The organism is Kitasatospora sp. NPDC038210 (assembly GCF_055600605.1).
The window spans coordinates 232,934-249,816 of the sequence record NZ_JBVJYK010000001.1; the positions used below are offsets into that span (position 1 = coordinate 232,934).

Consider the following 16,883-nt stretch of genomic DNA (forward strand, 5'->3'; position numbering starts at 1 on the left):
GCTACCGAAGGGCGCGGATCATGACGGCGTAGAGCGGGGCGTCCTCGAAGGGACGGTGCTCGCCGACCTTCCGGTACGCCCAGCGCTCGTACATCGCCTGGACCCGCGGATGGGTGACGTCGACGTAGAGGACAGCCAGAGCCTCGCCCCGCCCGGCCAGCAGGGCACCGTGTGTCTGTTCGGCGATGCCGAGCTTGCGCCATTCGGGCCGCACCATGACCTCGGACACGGCGAACGTGGAGGTGTCGGCAGGCGCCGGCATGTGCCGGCGCCACCACTCGCGACCGTCCTCCAACGGAGCGCCGTAGGAGTATCCGACCGGCACGTCGTCGTCGTAGGCCACGACGCAGGTGTAGCCGGGCCGGCAGGTCCAGTGCTCGGCGAACCAGGGAAAGCGCTGAACGAAGGGGTCGTCGGACTGTTCCCGGTAGGCGTCCGCGTGGACGTCGACGAGCAGTTGCGTGTGGTCGGCGGGAAGGTGGCCGGCTTCGTAGCGGCGGAGGGCTATCGTCACTGGTTCTCTCCCTGGGCGTGGACTCGGTCGGTCCACTCTCGCGTAACCGCCGAGGTCGGCGCCAGGGTGATCAGGCCACGATGGAAGTCGCCGAGGAGGGTGCGCAACCTGGGCGGAAGCGGATCGGTGCCCATCAGGTCGTAAACGCCGCCGACGGTGGCGGTGGCCTGTTCGAGTTCTCCTTGTCCGAGCTGGGCAAGCGCGAGGCGGGCGGTCGCGGATGCACGATTGCGGCGGAACTGCGGGGGGATCCCGGCCAGCGCGCGGTGTGATGCGCTCTCCGACTCCGGGCTGTCGGCGAGGTGCTGATGGACGACAGCACTCAGCGCGAAGAGCTCGGCCGGCCCGTAGAAGTCGGTCCACGTCGGACGCTCGCGGCCGTCGGCGCGACCAAGCGCATCACAGGCATGCCCGAGGCACCGCAGGGCGGTCTGCCGGTCGCCCGTGGTCGAGTGGGCAATGGCGGCGCGGGCGTGGGCGAGCGAAGCAAGGAGCGGATCGCGGCGGGCCGCCCGGGCATCCTGGGCGGCCCGGGCGGCTGACAGGGTGATCGACGGCCGGTTCCGTTGGTAGCCGACCATGGAAAGGCAGTTGAACACGCGCAACGCCGTCACGTGATCATCTCCGAGACCGGCAAGGCGCAGAGCCGTCTCGAAATGCCGCTCGGCGTCGTCCAGTCGGCGGTCGTCGATACACGAGAACCCGGCAGTGGCGGTGTAGTCGGCGGCGAGACTGTAGAGGCGCCGCTGGACGCTCTCGCTGATGGTCGTGTCCACCTTGCCGAGGGCCTGGCGGGCGCCGGTCAGCGCTGCTGTCTCAAGTGATCCGTGCCCGCCCCGGTGATCGTCGAGCGTGGTGAGGATCTTGAGGCTCTCCTTGAGCCGATCAACGTCGCTGTGGCCGACGGCGCGGCTTCGGAAGGCGCGGTTCGACGGGAGAGCGGCGGCGGCCGATGCGGCGAGGAAGTTGCGGCGGAGCACGGGTTCCTCCGGGGGTGTTTGGGGCCGGGAGGCGCGAGGCGGGATGAAACCGAGTTGCTCGGGCGTGCGGTTCAGTGCGCGTTCGAGTGCGGCACGGATTCTGCCCTGGGGCCATCGCGACTGTCCGGCGAGCCAGGTGCCCACGGTCCTCACCGTGAGGGTTCCCGGGCAGCCGAGGGCAACGAGTTCGCGGTTGACCAGGCGCGCCAGGGCAGCCCGTGTGAGCCCCAGATCGGCCATGACGGCGCGGAGTTCGGGATTGTCCCCCATGTTCTCAGCGTATCCGGGTGATTGCGGAGCGCGCACGGCCTCATGTAATGGGAAGGTCAAAATTTCCCTCCGGAGGTGCCTGTGCCAGCCCTGTCTTTCACTTCCCGCTGGTCATGAACGGGAGTTGAGTGGAGGTCGGAACAGGTGCGGGCCTCGGCTGCTTGCCCGTGCCCTGTAAGGAGGAGCAGTGGGGTGGAACATGATCGTCAGCCCGCTCAGGACCGCTCGGTTTCCGGTGCCGCTGGAGTGGGATGTCCAGCCGGGTGGCGAAGCGGTCCCGCCGGCGCGGAGGTTGGTGCTGGACATCGTCCGGGCCTGGGGCGTTCCCCTTCTCGCCCGATCGCTGCGGGATCTCGAACTCTGTGCGAGCGAGGTGATCGCCAACGCCATGGAGCATGCGAAGGCGCGCTGTGCGGTGACCGTCCGCCGCGTGGGCGGGCGGCTGCGGGTGGAGGTGTCGGATCCCGAGCCGGCCTTCGAACGCTCCGGGGCGGATCCGGAGGCGACCGGCGGGCGAGGGCTGATCCTCGTCGAGGCGTTGGCCGACGCGTGGGGCTGGCACCCGGCGGGAGCGGGCAAGGTCGTCTGGTTCGAGTTCCTGGAGCCCTGCGAGACGCCGAGCGCCACTGCCCACGGATGGGGCACGGCGGGCGAACTCCGCCCCCTCCAGCCGGTGGCGTGACGGCCTCACGGGCTTGGGCCCACGGGGTCAGACGGCGAACTCCTCGTGCGGGATGCCGGCCGCCCAGACGGCCTCGAACGCCGTGGCGCAGAGGGTGACCGCGGCCGCGTCCTCGGTGAAGGCGTGGCCCGCCCAGTCCCCGTCGCCGGTGAACCAGTGGAACAGCACCAGGCGTCGGTCGATCAGCCAGAAGTCGTTGCCCGGGAGGGCGATGGTCGAGGCCCGGCTCCGGGGGAGCCAGCGGACCTGCTCGCCGGCGGCGAGGTTGACCGGGGTGACGGCGTGCTCGTAGCGGATGTAGTCGGTGACCGGCTCCGAGACGATGCGGGCGCGGCGCATGACGACACCCCGGGAGATCGCGTCCTCCACGAGGGGGATCCAGGCGGGCCAGAACGACGCCGTCGGGTCGTTGTCGACCTCGCCGGTCCTCCGGAACCGCTCGAAGGACTCGACCTCGTCGCCGACCGCGTAGCTGTCGCGCATCTCCAGGTGCACGGCGGAGCGTTCGGCGCCCCTCAGCAGCTCGGCGAAGTCCGGTGCGCTCTGCGTCATCACAAGCCTTCCTCGATGCCGGTCGATTCCCGTGAACCGTACGGCCATTGCTCCCGAGGGCACCACCGCTACTTGACCAGCCGGAACCCCGGCCGCTCCACCCAGGCCCGCAGGAACTCCGCCGTGACCAGGGCGGTGTCCCAGCCGTCGTCGGTGACGCCGAGCAGGCCGGGCAGCCCGGCGGTCACCGCCTGCTGGCCGTCCGCCAGTTCGGCCTTGCCCACGCCGCCGATGACGTCGAGGACGGCCGCGGTCAGCAGGGCCGTGGCCACGTGGTCGATCCGGCCGTTGCAGCCGGCGCTGATGTTGACGGCCTGTACCGGCGGGCCGCCGAGCACGGCCGCGATCGCGTCGGTGTCCTCGTCCGCGTGCTCGCCCGCGAAGATGTCGTCGTCCCCGGCGCCCGCCCCCATCAGGTAGAGGTGGAACGGCCGGCGCCGGTCCTCGCGTTGCGGGTCGAAGCCCACCAGGGCGGTGAGCCGTTCGTCCGCGGGCTGCAGCCCGCCGAGCAGCGGCAGGGGGCACTGGTGCTGTCGCTCCGCGTCCCGGGTGTCCTCGACACCCAGTCGCTCCGCGGGCACGTGGACGTCGTAGTACCCGGGGCGCTTCTCCTCGAAGTGGGAGGAGAGCCCCGCCACCAGCTCGCGGAACTCCCCCAGCACAGTAGGAGAGAGGGGTTCGGCGAGATCGATCACCAAGGTCGGTCCGGACATGCGGGGAGCATAGGGGAGCGAGTTCGGCGGGTGCGAGCGCTATTCGAGCCGGTCGGTCCTCGACGGGGAACGATGCCGCCGGGGAGACTGGGGCGTCGGCGTCCCGTCCGTGAGGAGTTCTGATGCAGGTAGCCGTGGTCACCTTCGACGGGTTCAACGAGCTCGACAGCTTCATCGCCTCCGCCCTGATCAACCGGTGCCGTGCGGACGGCCTGGAGGCCTTCCTCACGACGCCGACTCCGGTGGTCACCTCGATGAACGGCGTCGAGGTGACCGGGCAGCGCCCGATGGAGTTCGTGACCGACGCCGACGTCGTGCTGATCGGCAGCGGGGTGAAGACGCGGGACGTGGTCGCCGACGACCGGCTGGTCTCCCGGCTGGTGCTCGATCCGGCGCGCCAGCTGATCGGGGCGCAGTGCTCCGGCGCACTGGTGCTGGCCCGGCTCGGGCTGCTCGACGGCATGCCCGCCTGCACGGACCTCACGAGCCGGCCCTTCGTGGAAGCCCGCGGTGTCACCGTGCTGGACGCGCCGTTCCACGCGGAGGGGAACATCGCCACGGCTGGCGGTTGCCTGGCCTCCCAGTACCTCGCCACCTGGGTGATCACCCGCATGCTCGGGGAGGACGCCGCGCGCGGCGTCGTCGACTACGTGGCTCCGGTCGGCGAGAAGCAGCAGACCGTCGATCGCGCCCTGCGCGCCGTCCGGACGGGCGAGGCCGCCCTGCCCTGACGGCCCTGCCCTGACGGCCCTGCCCTGACGGCCCCTGCCCTGACGATCCCTGCCCTGAGGATCCCGGGGCGGGGCGGACGGCCCCGGGCCCCTGTCATCGGTGCTCCGTAGGCTGTCGACGTGGACATCGAGGACCTTGACTGGCAGGCCGCCCACCGCGCTGGTGTCACGCCGCTGATGGTGGAGGCCCTGCTGGCGGGCGGGCAGTCGGAGCTGCTGGTGCGGGCGGCCCGGGAGCGGGGGAGTGGTTCTGCGCGCGGGCGGGCCCGCGAGGCCATCGCGGAGATCGACGCCCTCCCGGCGGAGGACGCCGGGGAGCGGGAGGACACCACGATCGCGTTCCTGCTGGAGCGTGACGGCCGGCCGGAGGAGGCCGTCGAACTGCTGCGCGGCTCCGCCGAGTACGGCGCCCCGCACGACCTGGCGCACCTCCTGATCCGGCTGGGCCGCCCGGCCGAGGCCGTCGACGGCTACCCCTCCCTGGCGGCCCAGCGGGAGGCGGAGGACCGGCGGTGGAACCGCCGGAGGGAGGAACCGGCGGCGGGCTGAAGCGGGCTTGGCGGGCTGAGCCGGCGGGGCGTCCACCGTTGCGTCCCGGAGGCGTTCTCAGGGGCGGGTCACACCTGCCGACCGGCTCCGTCCTGCCGACAGGATCTGCCGCAGGGTGGTGAGCAGGTGCGTCTCGTCGGCGGGCCGGTGCGGTGCCCGCCAGGCGATGTGACCGTCGGGGCGGACGAGTACGGCTCCGGCCGGCGAGTCCTCCCCGAGCAGGGCGGGCGGCAGCGGACGGACGGCGACGGGCAGGCCGGCCCCGGCGGCGGTGTCCGCCTGCGACCGCCACGCCGGCTCCGTGGCGGCGGGCGCCAGCAGGGTGAAGCCGGGGCCGACGAGGTCCAGGGTGGAGGCGGGCCCGGTCGGGCCGGCCAGGCGCAGGTGGGGGAGCCGGGTGCCGGGTGCGCCGAGGGGGTGCGTGTGCTCGGGGTCCAGCGCCGGCCGGACCGTGGCGGTCGGGTCGTCCGGGGAGGTCGAGTCGGTGGGGTCGGTCGGGTCTGGCACGGTGTCCAGGACGGCGGTCGACCGGTAGGCCGCGGTCAGCAGCAGCTCGTCGTCGATCCGGTAGCCGCTCCGCGCCCGGGAGTTGGCGAGCGAGATGTCGATGACCTGCCGGGCCACCGGTCGGCGTTCGGCCTCGTAGCTGTCCAGCAGTGCCTCGCCCGCCGTCCCGGCGACGACCGCGGCGAGCTTCCATGCCAGGTTGTCCGCGTCGCCGAGGCCGGTGTTCATGCCGTGCCCGCCGGTCGGGGGCACCGTATGGGCGGCGTCGCCCGCGAGCAGCACCCGGGAGCGGCGGTAGGCGGAGGCGAGGCGGGCGTCCATCCGCCAGGTCATGGTGGAGCGGACGGCGACCGGCAGGTCCGGCAGCCCGGCGGCGTCCCGGACCAGTTCGGCCAGCCGCGGCCCGTCCGCGACCAGCCGGGCGACGTCCTCGTGTGCCGGGTCGTACGGGTACTGGTAGATCCAGTGCCGGTCGTTGTCGACGGCGAGGAAGCCGCCGCGGCCCGGCGGGGTGAGGAAGTAGGAGGCGCTGGCGCGGTCGGCGACGACCTCACCGAAGGGCGCCTCGAAGCGGACGCTGAGGTAGTGACCGAGACCGGTCGGCCCCTCCACGGCGATCCCGACCCCCTCGCGGACGGTGCTCGCCGCGCCGTCGCAGCCGACCAGCCAGTCGGCGCGCACGGTGTGCCGCTCGCCGGTGGTGCCGTCCTCCACGGTGGCGTGAACGCCGCCCTCGGGCGGGCCGTCCGCGCTTGCGCCGCCGCCGTGTTCGGCGAAGGCGACCAGGCGGGTGGCGAACCGGACGCCGTCCGGGGCGAGTTCGCGGGCCCGCCGCAACAGGACGGGCTCCAGGGCGTCCTGGGAGCAGATCAGCCCCGGGGAGGGAGTGCGTTCGACGCCGCCCTCCTGCCCGGAGACACCGGTGCGGACGAAGTCCGGGTCGACCAGGTCGCGGCCGCGGTAGAAGGACACCTGCGAGGCCGGCAGCCCGGCCCGACGGATCTCCTCCTCCAGGCCGCACCGCCGGAAGATCTCCATCGAACGTGCGGACACCCCCCGCGCCTTGGGGTGGTGCGAGGTGCCCGGGTGTGCCTCGACCAGCAGGTGCGGCACGCCGTACCCGGACAGCAGGACCGACAGCGTGAGCCCGACCGGCCCCCCGCCGACGATCAGGACGGACGTCGTCTCCGGGAATCGCATGGCACCCACCCCTTCGTAACGCTCATTGATTCAATTTGACGTTACCATGGTGGGCAGGTGACCACCCGAGACGAAGAAGGCGACCCATGGCGCAGAGCAAGCCCGCGGCCCAGGACCCCGGCGACGGCAACCCCCGCGGCCTCCACTTCCTCGCCGAACTCGCCAACACCGTCCGCGAGGACCCCGCCGCGAGCGCCGCCGATCTCCAGGCGCTCCTGGAACGCCACGGCGGCCCGCCGTTCCGGCTCACCGATGCCGACGCCCGCGAACTGCGCGACGCCACCGCCCACGTGATCGCCATCCTCGACACCGACGACCCCGACCGGGCCGCCGAGGCGATCAACACCCTGCTCGACCGTCACCCCGCCAGCCCCCGTCTCGTCCGCCTCCCGGGCCGCCCCTGGTCCCTGCACACCCGGGCCCCCGCCGACGCAGGCCTCACCCACTGGCTGCTCTCCACCGCCGCCCTCGCCCTCGGCCTCTGGCTCAGCGAACGCGGCACCTGCGCCTGGGGCCGGTGCGCGGCCCCCGGCTGCGGCCGCTTCTTCATCGACACCGGCCGTCGCACCCCCCAGCGCTACTGCACCCCCCGCTGCGCCACCCGCGTCCGCGTCGCCACCCACCGCGCCCAGCGGGCAGCGGAGTCCGGCGAAGCGTCAGGCAGTGCGTCCCGACAGGGTCCGGGCACCGGACACGGTCAGTCATGACGGGGATCTCCTTCCCGGCCGCTCCCTCGGCGGCTTCCGGTGTCCCCCAGCGTTCCGCATCGACGCCGTCGTCCGGCAGTTGCCGATCGGCACATTCCCGCAGTCCGCAGGCCCGCGACACCTGCCGATCGGCAGGGTCCGACAGCCGGGCGCGGAGCCGGTGCCGGCCGGCCGCACCCGCGATCGTCGAACACCCGGTCGGCGTTCGCGTGAACGACCGACGTGCGGGTGCCGCTTCCGCGGTTCAGGTCGGGCGCACGGGGCGGACCGGCCGTCCCGGTGCCCGTGGGGCGCCGGGCCCCGCCGGGCACCCGGCGGCGCCGTTGACGGTGGTCGTTCGGGTACGTCAGGCTCGGTGGACCGTCGGGGCGAGTGCCGTCCGGCGGGTGGCCGGTGGGACCTGCCGTGCGTCCCGGGGCCGCTGCCGACGCGCACCGCCCACCGTTCGCACCCTGCCTGGAGGTACCGCCATGCCCCTGCGCCGCCCCGCCGTCCCCGGAGCCGTCGTCGCCGCCCTGACGCTCGCCTCGCTGCTGTTCCCGGCCACGGGCGCCCACGCCGCTCCGGCCGCCGACTCCTGCACCCAGAACTGGAGCATCAGCTCCGCCGAGGGCTACGCGAACGGGAAGTGGTGCAACAACAACACCAAGGTCGTCGGGACGGTGCACGACACCAAGGCCGACGGCCGCTGTCCGTTCGTGCGCGGCAACCTGTCCGGCGGGGGCTACGTGGACAGCGACTGGGCGGGTGGCAAGGGCAAGTCCCGTGCCGTCACCCTCTACGCGCCCTCGGGCCGGTACTTCACCAGCGTGGCGATGCGCTACATCGGCTGCTGACGCCCCGCCCGCGGCTCAGTTGCCCCCGATCCGGGCCAGGTAGTGCGCCAGGTACGGCGGGGTCCGGAGGTCGCGGATCCCGTCGAGGGGGACCATGCGGACGGCCCGGCCCTCCCCGAGGACGAGGTCGGACTCCGGTCCTGCGTACGTCCCGTGGAGCACGACGGTGGACTCGTGGATCTCGGGGTGCCGGGGGCCGGGCACGGCGCGCAGCCCCTCGACCCGGATGCCGGCCTCCTCCAGCACCTCCCGCGCCCCGGCCTCGTACGCGCTCTCCCGGCCCTCGCGCCAACCGCCGATCGGGGTCCAGAGCCCGGGGTGGGCGATGCCGGGCACGTCGTCGCGCAGGTTCAGCAGCAGGCGCCCGCCGTCCGGACTGGTCACGAACGTCATCACGCCCTCGAAGTCCCGTGCGATGCCGTGCTCGTCGACGGCGCCCGTCGCCGGCCGCTCGCCGAAGAGCGTGAGGTCGGAGCGCCGGGCGCGGTCGACCAGCATCAGCCGGCGGTAGTCGGCGGGCCGCATGACGGAGTGCCAGTCGTGCAGGCTCCGGGTCGCCCACTCGGTGTGCTCGGAGGAGAGCCGGATCCGGCCCAGCTGCTCGTCGTCGAGCCGTCCGCCCCAGAAGACGTGGCCGACCTGGTGCAGCGGCCAGTAGGCGCCGGGGGAGAAGTGCACCACGGCGAGCAGCTGTTGGCGGGCGACGATCCCGGGATTCTCGACCGCGAGGTCCAGGCCGAGCTCCTCCCGGGCCTCGCGCAGCGCGGTGTCCCACGGGGACTCGCCCGGATCGGTGTCGCCGCCCGGGAACTGCCAGCGCTCCGGGTCGAGGGCGTTGCGCAGGCACAGCGCCCGCCCGGCCGAGTCCGTGAAGTAGAACGCCCCGTACAGGTTGGACAGGGCGATCCCCCCGACGTACCGGCTGATCGGCCGCCAGCCCGGCACCGCCCGGTGCCGCCGGACGAAGTCGAGCACCTCGCGGTAGCCGTCGCTGGTCGGCGGCGGGTCGTCGAGCTCCGCCCACACGAAGCGGTCGTGCTCGGTGAGCGCCACGGGGGTGCCGTCGGGCACGGTGGCGGTGAACACGAAGTGGCGGAACCGGCGGCCCGCGGCGTCGACGAAGTCCAGTGACCGCAGGTACTCCAGGCCGTCGGCGGCCACCGTGATGCCGGCCTCCTCGGACAGCTCGCGGAGCGCGCCCGCCTGCACGCCCTCCCCGGGTTCCAGCCCGCCGGCCGGGTAGTCCCAGAGCCCGGGCAGCGCGTCGTCCTCGCGGCGGCGCAGCATCAGCACCCGCCCGGAGGCGTCGAGGACGACCACGCCGACGGACAGCCGCTCGAAGCCCAGGGCGAGCGCGGTACGGGCCAGGAGGTCGTAGTCGATCACGGTGTGCAGCCTTCCGCCGGGTCGGTGTCGGTGCCGGTGCCGGTGCCGGTGCCGGTGCCGGTGTCCAGCCCGTGCCCTACCCACCCCGGTGCGGGACGCAACGGATCACCACGACGTTCCGCGATCGGCCCGCGTGGCCCCTGCGCCGCTGATCACCCGCAGGCGCCGTCAGTCCCACCAGAAGGACCAGCAGTTCTCCAGGAGCAGCTCCTGCGCGTAGTCGACCAGGCTCTCGGTGCCCTGGAAGACGTTGTCGGGGCAGAACGCGAGGTGCTCGGCCGCGATCGGCATCGCCTCGTCCAGGTCGTCCGGCTGCGCCGTGGTGCTCAACCGCAGCCCGTCCGGGCCGACTTCGACGACCCGGGCGCCGAACCGCCGCTCCCAGCTCCGCAGGACGGCGGCGAGCTCACCGGGGTCGTGGTTGCCGGCCGCCGTCCAGCCGCAGACGGCCAGTGCCTCGGCGCCGCTGCCGGCGCGGACGAGCCCGATCCGCAGCCCGGGGTCGTGCCGCAGCAGCCAGCGCGCCACGGCGGCGGCCGCCGCATCCGGGCCCTCCGGGGCGTCGTCCTCTTGGTCGTCGTCCTCGGGGTCGTCCTCCGCCGGGTGCGGGGCGGTGGCCAGGCCCGGCCAGTCGACCCCGAACGGCTCCAGGATCCGCCGGCGATCCTCGGCCTCCTCCGGGTCGTCCACCGGGAACTCGGCCTCGGAGGTCCACCAGCCCTGCAGGAGGGCGGCGGGGTCGTGGGAGTCGAGCACGTCCGCCCGGGCCGGGTGGAGTTCGCCGGTGGCCCAGGGCCGGAACTCCTGGTCGCCGGCCCGACGGGTCAGCAGCAGCGGCCACAGCCCCGACCGCGGGTGCTCCCGCTGCAGTTCCTCCCACAGCCCGGCGGGCGCCGGCCCGTCGCTCAGCCACATGACCGGGGCGTCGCCGCCGTGGCCGTCGCCCCCGGCCGGAACGATCAGGCGGCCCGGCGGCAGGGGCGTGGACAGGGCGGCCTGCACGGCGCCGTCGGGGAACAGCGGACGGAGGCCGACGGGCACCGGGGGGCGATCGATCATGTTCCCACGGTAGGGGCCGGGTCGGACAGTGCCCGCACGGCGGCCTCCGGGCGAGGATCCCGCGGGGCCGACCGGACGCCGCGATCGGGACTGTCCACAGGGGGTCCTGTCGGTGCCGCACACGGGTATCCAGCGGCAGCCACTCCCCGGTGAGTCGCCGGTGCCGGCGCACGGTCCGGCCGACGTGCTGCCTGTGCCGCCCGTACTGCCCGCTGCGTCGACGCCCCTGCCGCCCGGGCGGAACGGGCCCCGCGGCCTCCCGACCGGCGGGAGTCGGCAGGGCCCCGTCCGTCAGATCCGCTCGGGCACCGGGTTCCCGACGGCCTCGATGGCACGGCGGACGGGGACCTTCGCCAGCACGGCGAAGCCGATCACGAAGAACACCAGCAGCGAGATGATCGCCGACCGGTAGCTGCCGGTGAGCTGGTACGCGAGGCCGAAGACCAGCGGGCCCATCCAGCTGGTGCCGCGGTCGCTCACCTTGTAGAGGCTGAAGTACTCGGCCTCCCGCCCGGGCGGGATGAGGTGGGAGAACAGCGAGCGGGAGAGCGCCTGGCTGCCGCCCAGCACCAGGCCGATCATGGCGGCCAGGCCGTAGAACCAGACGGGCTGGTGGGCGGGCATGAAGTAGCCGAGGGCGAGGGTGACCACCCAGCCGACCAGGGAGCCGAGGATGGTCCGCTTGGCGCCGTACCGCTGGGCGATCCGGCCGAGCATCAGGGCACCGCCGATCGCCACGATCTGGACGATGAGCACGGCGGTGACCAGCGCGCCCTGCTCCATGCCGAGTTCCTCGCTGCCGAAGAGCGAAGCCTGGGAGACGACGGTCTGGATGCCGTCGTTGTAGCAGAGGAAGGCGCCGAGGTAGAGCAGCGTGAGCGGGTGCTTGCGCATGCCCTTCAGGGTGCGGCCGAGTTCCCGCAGGCTGCCGGAGGCGGGCCGGTCGGCGGGCCGGTCGGCGGCCCGGTCGGCCGCGGCGCGGCCGGACACCGCGCCGGCCCGGGAGGGCAGCCGCAGCAGCGGGACGATCGTGAACAGCGCCCACCACAGGCCGGCCGAGGCCAGGCAGATCCGTACGGCGGTGCCGGAGGTCACGCCGAGCGCCTCGTGGCCCTGGAAGAGCGCGAGGCTGGCGATCAGCAGCAGTCCGCCGCCCGCGTAGCCGTACGCCCAGCCCTTGGAGGAGATCGCGTCGCGCTCGTCGGCGGAGGCCAGGCCCGGGAGGTAGGCGTAGGAGAGCGCGACCGAGACCGCGTACGAGATGTTGGCGACGACCAGCAGGGCGCCGCCGAGCAGGTAGCGGTCGCCGTCGAGGAAGAACATCCCCATCGTGGCGAGCGCGCCGACGTACGCGAAGCCGCACATCAGTTCCTTGTGCCGCCCGGTGCGGTCCGCGACGGTGCCGGTCAGCAGCATCACCGCGACCGAGATCAGCACGGAGAAGGAGACGGTGTACGGGAAGAACGAGCCCGCGCGGATCGACAGGCCGAGCGGGTGGACGTCGCCGGCCGCGTCGGCGGCATCCTTGGCCACCGAGGTCAGGTACGGCCCGAGGAACACCGTCAGGACGCTGGCGGAGAAGGCGGCGTTGGCCCAGTCGTTGACGTACCAGCCGAACCGTATCCGCTCCAGGGCCCGGCCGTCGGCGGGTGCCGGGTCGGGCGCCGGCCCGGTCGGGGGGTCGTCCGGAAGGTGCGTCGCGGAGTTCGTGGTGCTCATGGGGTTCCCATCACCGTGCTGGAGCCGGTACTGCCGTCCGTCCAGCAGCCGCGCTCGCCCAGGACGTCCCGCAGGACGTCGATGCGATCGGCCATGATGCCATCCACACCGAGGTCGAGGAGAGCCCTGATCCGTGTGGGATCGTCCACAGTCCAGACGTGGACCTGCAGGCCGAGGCGGTGGGCGGCCCGGAGGAGGGCCCGGTCGACCACCCGCACGCCCATGTGGCGCTCCGGCACCTGGGCGCACAAACCGGCGAACGGTGCCCCGCGCCCCGGCAGCAGCGGCCCGGCCAGCGAGCGCAGCCGCAGCCGGGCCACCTCGCGCGGGCCGAGCGAGGTGGCCAGCCGGGGGCCCGCGGCGGCGCGGACGGCGGCCAGCCGGCTGTCGGAGAAGCCGCCGACGCAGACCCGGTCCCAGGCGCCGGTCCGGCGGACCGCCTCGACCAGCGGGGCGACGGCCGAGGCCGCCTTGACGTCGATGTTGAAGCGGGCTTCGGGGAACGCGCCGAGCAGGTCCTCCAGCAGCGGCACGGGCTCGGTGCCCCCGATCCGGGCCTGCCTGACGTTCTCCCAGGGCAGCTCCGCCACGGCGCCCGTGCGGTCGGTGACCCGGTCGAGGTGGGAGTCGTGGAACGCCACCAGCACGCCGTCCCGGGTGGTGTGCACGTCCGTCTCCAGGTAGCGGTACCCGAGCGCGACGGCGGCCTCGAAGGCCCTGAGCGAGTTCTCGGGGTGCCCGAGGTCGCCGCCCCGGTGCGCGAAGGCCAGCGGCCCCGGATGGTCGAGGAAGGCGTGCATGTCGTGCTCCGAGCTGCTGGGGGAGGAAGCCGCGCGGGGAGGGAGCCGCACCGCCCGCTCCGACGCCGTCCCGGACCGCGCCCGACCTCGCGCGTTACAGTATTACGCACTCTGTCAAGCGGTAATGCGGTCACGCCGATCGGCGGGCGGGAGCACTCGGGCAGGACGCGTCGAGCAGGAAGGGCGGAGCAGGAAGTCGGACGGACCGACTTCCTGCTCCACCCTTCCTGTTGCGTCCGGCCTCACCGCCGGACCAGGTGCGCCTCCCCGTCCCGCAGCTCGACGCGGTGTTCCTCGGCCACCCGGGCCAGGCGTTCGAAGACCGCAGGCGGTTCGAGGTCCGCCGAGATCTCCGGCGCGTCGATGTCCGCGACGTACTGACCGGGCTTCAGCGCCGGTCCGGAGGCCGGTGTCCCCGGAGGGTGGGCCACCGTGCCGAGGATGTTCCCGCTCCGGTCGTGGATCACTGTCAAGAGCATCGTCGCCCCCTCAGGGGATGATGAAGGCGATCCAGGCGGTGAAATACCGGATGGAATTCGCACTGCTGTTGAAGTACGTCGCCCAGATGTAGAACTCGTGGGTCGTGAGGTCCCCGTGGACCGTGGGGACGTTCTCGACGGACATGTCCTGCACCCACAGGGCGGTCCGCTGCTGGGCGGTTCCGATGGGCTGCAGGGTGTCCGGCGTGCCGGTGACCACCACGCAGCCGTTGACCTGGTCGAACGAGCCGACCCAGAAGTTCACGGTCTGCCGGGAGGGGAGGCCCCCTGCTCCCAGCCACTGCGTCACGTCGTAGTAGTAGGGCCCTGACATCTGTATCGTCGCCACGGCGGCGCACCTCCATCCACCGGCCGGGGGCCGTAATTCCCGGAAGGGCGGCACGAACTGATTCCAGTGTAGGTCCGAATGTCCGGGATGTATACGATCCATGTGTTCGCCGGAATCGTCACCGTCGGTCAATTCACCGGCGGCCCGTCACTCGTGGTCATGTATTTCCGTGCCCGGAAATGAATGCGTCGACTGCTCGGTGATCCCCCCGTGACCGGCGGGGCCGGAAATCGGCCGGGGGGCGGACGGGATGGATGGGGCGAATGAGGTGGATGGGGCGGATGGGGGCAGATGGTGCAGCCGGGCCGGGTGCGTCGGCGTCCCCTCGGAGCGGGGTTCCGGTGTCGATTCTTTCGTACCGACGACGGTTTTTGTGAACATGACATCGAATCGATCGGGAGGTTCCGCTTCCGGGTGCGGGTGGACGGGTGGCACTTCGCGCGGGTCGTGCAGGAATCAACATTTCAGGCGTATTTCAAGCGGCCGGGTCGATCGGGCACCGACCTCCTGTGATCCCCGTCACGGAACGGCGTGCCGCGCGCTTTGCCGCAGCCCGTGTTCATGGCCGAAACAATCCGCAGTGGCCTGATGTCGCCTGAATATTCGTCAGATGTTCGGAATCGATGGCAGTGTGTGTGTAGCCGTACCAACTTCTGACCTGGTGCACACCGATCGTGTACACGATGACGAATGGCTGAACTGTGCGCATGACCCGTTCGGATCGCAACGAAGCGACCACGCGGCCCCGCCTCACCGGCGAAACGCTCACCATCCAGGAGTTCTCCCAGCTCGCCGGCAACGTCGGCGGCTACCCCTATGTGAAAATCGTGCTCGACCGCGCCGAGTCGGTGCTCCACTTCATCGACAGTGCGGACGGAACACTCCACGTCCGCTACATCGCGTGCGACGTACTCGGCATGTCGATCGACGAACTCGCCCGAGAGCTCGACGCGTTCAACGACGACGTCTACCGGAATCCCGACCGCCGTTTCTATCTCGGCACCCTCGCCCTGCACGACCGCAGCGGCACCGACGAGGGCGGGCGAGCGGAAGGCCCCTTCCTCTCGCTGGAGACCGTCGACGTCGACACCATGTCCCAGGACATGCTGCGCTCCTTCTACCACCGGGTGCGCGCCCACATCGACCCCGCGCTGCCGCTCGTCCTCAAGCCGGCCAACCACCGGCAGGAGGCGTACGTCGCCGCGATCCCGGAGGACGAGATACCGCGCGTCCTGGCCCACGAGCTGTACTCCACCGCCGCGTTCGTCCCCCTGAACCCCGGGGAGGCCCACGGGCGGCTGCGGGTGTTCCGCTCGGAGGAGGAGTACCGGGCCGACCCCGAGCCGCTCCAGTGGCACGACATCGTGGTGATGCCCCGGGTGCCCGAGGACGTCCCGCGGGTGTCCGGCCTCATCCACACCGAGCACACCACCCCGCTCTCCCACATCAACGTGATGGCCACCGGGTGGCGGATACCCAACGCGGTCCGCATCGGAGCCGCCGACCGGATCGAGGAGGCCGGGCTGGCCGGCCGGTGGGTCCGCTACCGGGTCGACGCCGACGCCGGCGACTTCCGGCTGGAAGCCGCGCCGCCGCGCCACGACGGCGACCGGCCGGAGCCGGCGCCGCGGGCCGAACGCGTCACCGTGGACCGGCCCGACCTCACGCCCACCCCCGTCACCCCGCTGACCGAACTGCGCGCGGGCGACCACGTCCGGTTCGGCACCAAGGCCGCCAACCTCGGCGAGCTCGCCCACCTGCTGCAGCACGGCTCGCCGCGCTGGCTCGGCTTCTACCGCGTGCCGCGGCCGCCCCGGGACAACCTGCTGCGCTACCTCGCCCGTCAACTCGGCCTCCCGCAGGACGCGGACGACACCGAGCTGGCCGACGCCGCGCAGCGCCTGGTGAAGGAGCACGCCCACGTGCCGCGCGGGATCGTGCTGCCGTTCTCCCTCCAGCAGCGGTTCCTGGACTCCTCGACGGAGCTCCGGGACGCCCTCGACCGGCTCGACACCGCGCTCCGGGACGGGACCGCGGAGAGCACGGGGACCGCCGGAGCCTGCCTCGAAGCGCAGCGGCTGATCCGCACCGCCCCGCTGCCCGACCCGGTCCGCGCCGAGATCGACCGGGCGCTCGACCGGCACCTGTACGGCGCGGCCGAGCTGGTCGTCCGCAGCTCCTCCAACGCCGAGGACCTGTCGGGCTTCTCCGCCGCGGGACTCTACGAGTCGGTGGCGCACGTCAGCGGCACGGACGCGGTCGTCGAGGCGGTCCGGGAGGTGTGGGCCTCGCTGCTGTCGCCGCGCGCCGTGCAGCTGCGGCACCAGGCGGGCATCCCGCTGGACCACTGCCGCATGGGCGTGGTCGTCCAGGAGCAGGTCGGCGCCACCGTCGGCGGCGTCCTGGTCACCTGCAACCCGCTGAGCCCGCAGGACTTCCGCAGCGTCTACCTCAACATCTCGCCGCGCTCGGTCACCGAGGTGGTCACCGGCGAGGGAGCCCCCCTCCAGTACCTGTGCAACACCATGGAGGGCGGCAGCCGCACGGTCTCGCTCGGCACCGCCACCGCCGACCTGGACGCCACGACCAAGCAGCTGGTGGGCCGACTGGCCCTGATCAGCCGGCTGCTGCAGTCGCACTTCTCGCCCGACGAGAGCTACGCCGCCCCGGTCGACATCGAGTGGGCCATCGAGGGCGACCGGGTGAGCCTGCTGCAGCTGCGCCCCTTCCGCACCGCCGGCTGACGCCGGCCGCCCGCGACGGCACGGCCGCGAACGACGCGGCCGTGCCGTCGGCGCGGGCCCACGCGGCTGCCCGCCGCACGGCGGGGCACCCCGCGGGCCGAGCGCC

The 16,883-nt window shown here is 72.8% G+C and carries 17 protein-coding genes; 6 read left to right on the forward strand and 11 right to left on the reverse strand.

The window, feature by feature from the left end; translation table 11 throughout:
- Position 1: 1 nt before the first annotated feature.
- Entirely contained in the window at positions 2-514 is a 513-nt protein-coding gene (locus tag ACZ7KX_RS01010) for a GNAT family N-acetyltransferase (RefSeq protein WP_470324620.1), read from the reverse strand.
- Complete coding sequence (locus ACZ7KX_RS01015) at positions 511-1,764, reverse strand: XRE family transcriptional regulator (protein ID WP_470324621.1); 1,254 nt, start codon at positions 1,762-1,764, stop codon at positions 511-513. The genes ACZ7KX_RS01010 and ACZ7KX_RS01015 overlap by 4 nt, the downstream gene beginning before the upstream one ends.
- A 199-nt stretch (positions 1,765-1,963) precedes the next feature.
- On the opposite strand from ACZ7KX_RS01015, the gene ACZ7KX_RS01020 reads away from it, so the two are divergent.
- Positions 1,964-2,446 carry an ATP-binding protein gene (locus tag ACZ7KX_RS01020; RefSeq protein WP_470324622.1) on the forward strand — a complete coding sequence of 161 codons (483 nt, stop codon included), beginning with the start codon at positions 1,964-1,966 and terminating at the stop codon, positions 2,444-2,446.
- Between the two features lie 27 nt (positions 2,447-2,473).
- On the opposite strand, the gene ACZ7KX_RS01025 is transcribed toward ACZ7KX_RS01020, so the two are convergent.
- Both ACZ7KX_RS01025 and ACZ7KX_RS01030 read right to left on the reverse strand, forming a co-directional pair.
- Positions 2,474-2,998 (reverse strand): DUF6879 family protein, encoded by a 525-nt coding sequence (locus ACZ7KX_RS01025; RefSeq protein ID WP_470324623.1) that lies wholly within the window; start codon positions 2,996-2,998, stop codon positions 2,474-2,476.
- 68 nt (positions 2,999-3,066) lie between these two features.
- Entirely contained in the window at positions 3,067-3,711 is a 645-nt protein-coding gene (locus ACZ7KX_RS01030) for a DUF6368 family protein (protein ID WP_470324624.1), read from the reverse strand.
- A 122-nt stretch (positions 3,712-3,833) separates the two neighbouring features.
- On the opposite strand from ACZ7KX_RS01030, the gene ACZ7KX_RS01035 reads away from it, so the two are divergent.
- Positions 3,834-4,442, forward strand: a complete 609-nt coding sequence (locus tag ACZ7KX_RS01035) for a DJ-1/PfpI family protein (protein ID WP_470324625.1) — start codon at positions 3,834-3,836, stop codon at positions 4,440-4,442.
- Positions 4,443-4,562: 120 nt separating this feature from the next.
- On the forward strand, positions 4,563-4,991 hold the full coding sequence (locus ACZ7KX_RS01040; protein WP_470324626.1) for a hypothetical protein: 429 nt from the start codon (positions 4,563-4,565) through the stop codon (positions 4,989-4,991).
- Positions 4,992-5,048: 57 nt separating this feature from the next.
- Here the strand turns inward: ACZ7KX_RS01040 and ACZ7KX_RS01045 are convergent, their stop codons facing one another.
- Positions 5,049-6,698 (reverse strand): FAD-dependent monooxygenase, encoded by a 1,650-nt coding sequence (locus ACZ7KX_RS01045; protein ID WP_470324627.1) that lies wholly within the window; start codon positions 6,696-6,698, stop codon positions 5,049-5,051.
- Between the two features lie 86 nt (positions 6,699-6,784).
- Here ACZ7KX_RS01045 and ACZ7KX_RS01050 point away from each other — a divergent pair, with 86 nt between their 5' ends.
- Together ACZ7KX_RS01050 and ACZ7KX_RS01055 are read left to right on the forward strand one after the other, a co-directional pair.
- Positions 6,785-7,405 (forward strand): CGNR zinc finger domain-containing protein, encoded by a 621-nt coding sequence (locus ACZ7KX_RS01050; protein WP_470324628.1) that lies wholly within the window; start codon positions 6,785-6,787, stop codon positions 7,403-7,405.
- A 470-nt stretch (positions 7,406-7,875) separates the two neighbouring features.
- Positions 7,876-8,241 carry a hypothetical protein gene (locus ACZ7KX_RS01055; RefSeq protein ID WP_470324629.1) on the forward strand — a complete coding sequence of 122 codons (366 nt, stop codon included), beginning with the start codon at positions 7,876-7,878 and terminating at the stop codon, positions 8,239-8,241.
- 15 nt (positions 8,242-8,256) lie between these two features.
- Here ACZ7KX_RS01055 and ACZ7KX_RS01060 read toward each other — a convergent pair whose 3' ends face one another.
- From ACZ7KX_RS01060 to ACZ7KX_RS01085, 6 genes are all read right to left on the reverse strand, one after another.
- On the reverse strand, positions 8,257-9,627 hold the full coding sequence (locus ACZ7KX_RS01060; RefSeq protein ID WP_470324630.1) for an NUDIX hydrolase: 1,371 nt from the start codon (positions 9,625-9,627) through the stop codon (positions 8,257-8,259).
- Between the two features lie 168 nt (positions 9,628-9,795).
- Positions 9,796-10,686, reverse strand: coding sequence for a DUF4253 domain-containing protein (locus tag ACZ7KX_RS01065; RefSeq protein WP_470324631.1), 891 nt, complete (start codon positions 10,684-10,686; stop codon positions 9,796-9,798).
- 291 nt (positions 10,687-10,977) lie between these two features.
- Complete coding sequence (locus ACZ7KX_RS01070; protein WP_470324632.1) at positions 10,978-12,405, reverse strand: MFS transporter; 1,428 nt, start codon at positions 12,403-12,405, stop codon at positions 10,978-10,980.
- Complete coding sequence (locus tag ACZ7KX_RS01075; protein WP_470324633.1) at positions 12,402-13,205, reverse strand: glycerophosphodiester phosphodiesterase; 804 nt, start codon at positions 13,203-13,205, stop codon at positions 12,402-12,404. Before ACZ7KX_RS01075 ends, ACZ7KX_RS01070 begins: the two co-directional genes overlap by 4 nt.
- A 242-nt stretch (positions 13,206-13,447) precedes the next feature.
- The gene (locus ACZ7KX_RS01080) at positions 13,448-13,684 is read right to left on the reverse strand and encodes a hypothetical protein (RefSeq protein WP_470324634.1); all 237 of its coding nucleotides are present in this window, start codon (positions 13,682-13,684) and stop codon (positions 13,448-13,450) included.
- Between the two features lie 10 nt (positions 13,685-13,694).
- A complete protein-coding gene (locus tag ACZ7KX_RS01085) occupies positions 13,695-14,033 on the reverse strand; it encodes a hypothetical protein (protein ID WP_470324635.1) in 339 nt (112 codons plus the stop codon).
- 707 nt (positions 14,034-14,740) lie between these two features.
- Between ACZ7KX_RS01085 and ACZ7KX_RS01090 the strand changes: the two genes are divergently transcribed.
- Entirely contained in the window at positions 14,741-16,777 is a 2,037-nt protein-coding gene (locus tag ACZ7KX_RS01090; protein WP_470324636.1) for a PEP/pyruvate-binding domain-containing protein, read from the forward strand.
- The last annotated feature ends 106 nt before the right edge of the window (positions 16,778-16,883 follow it).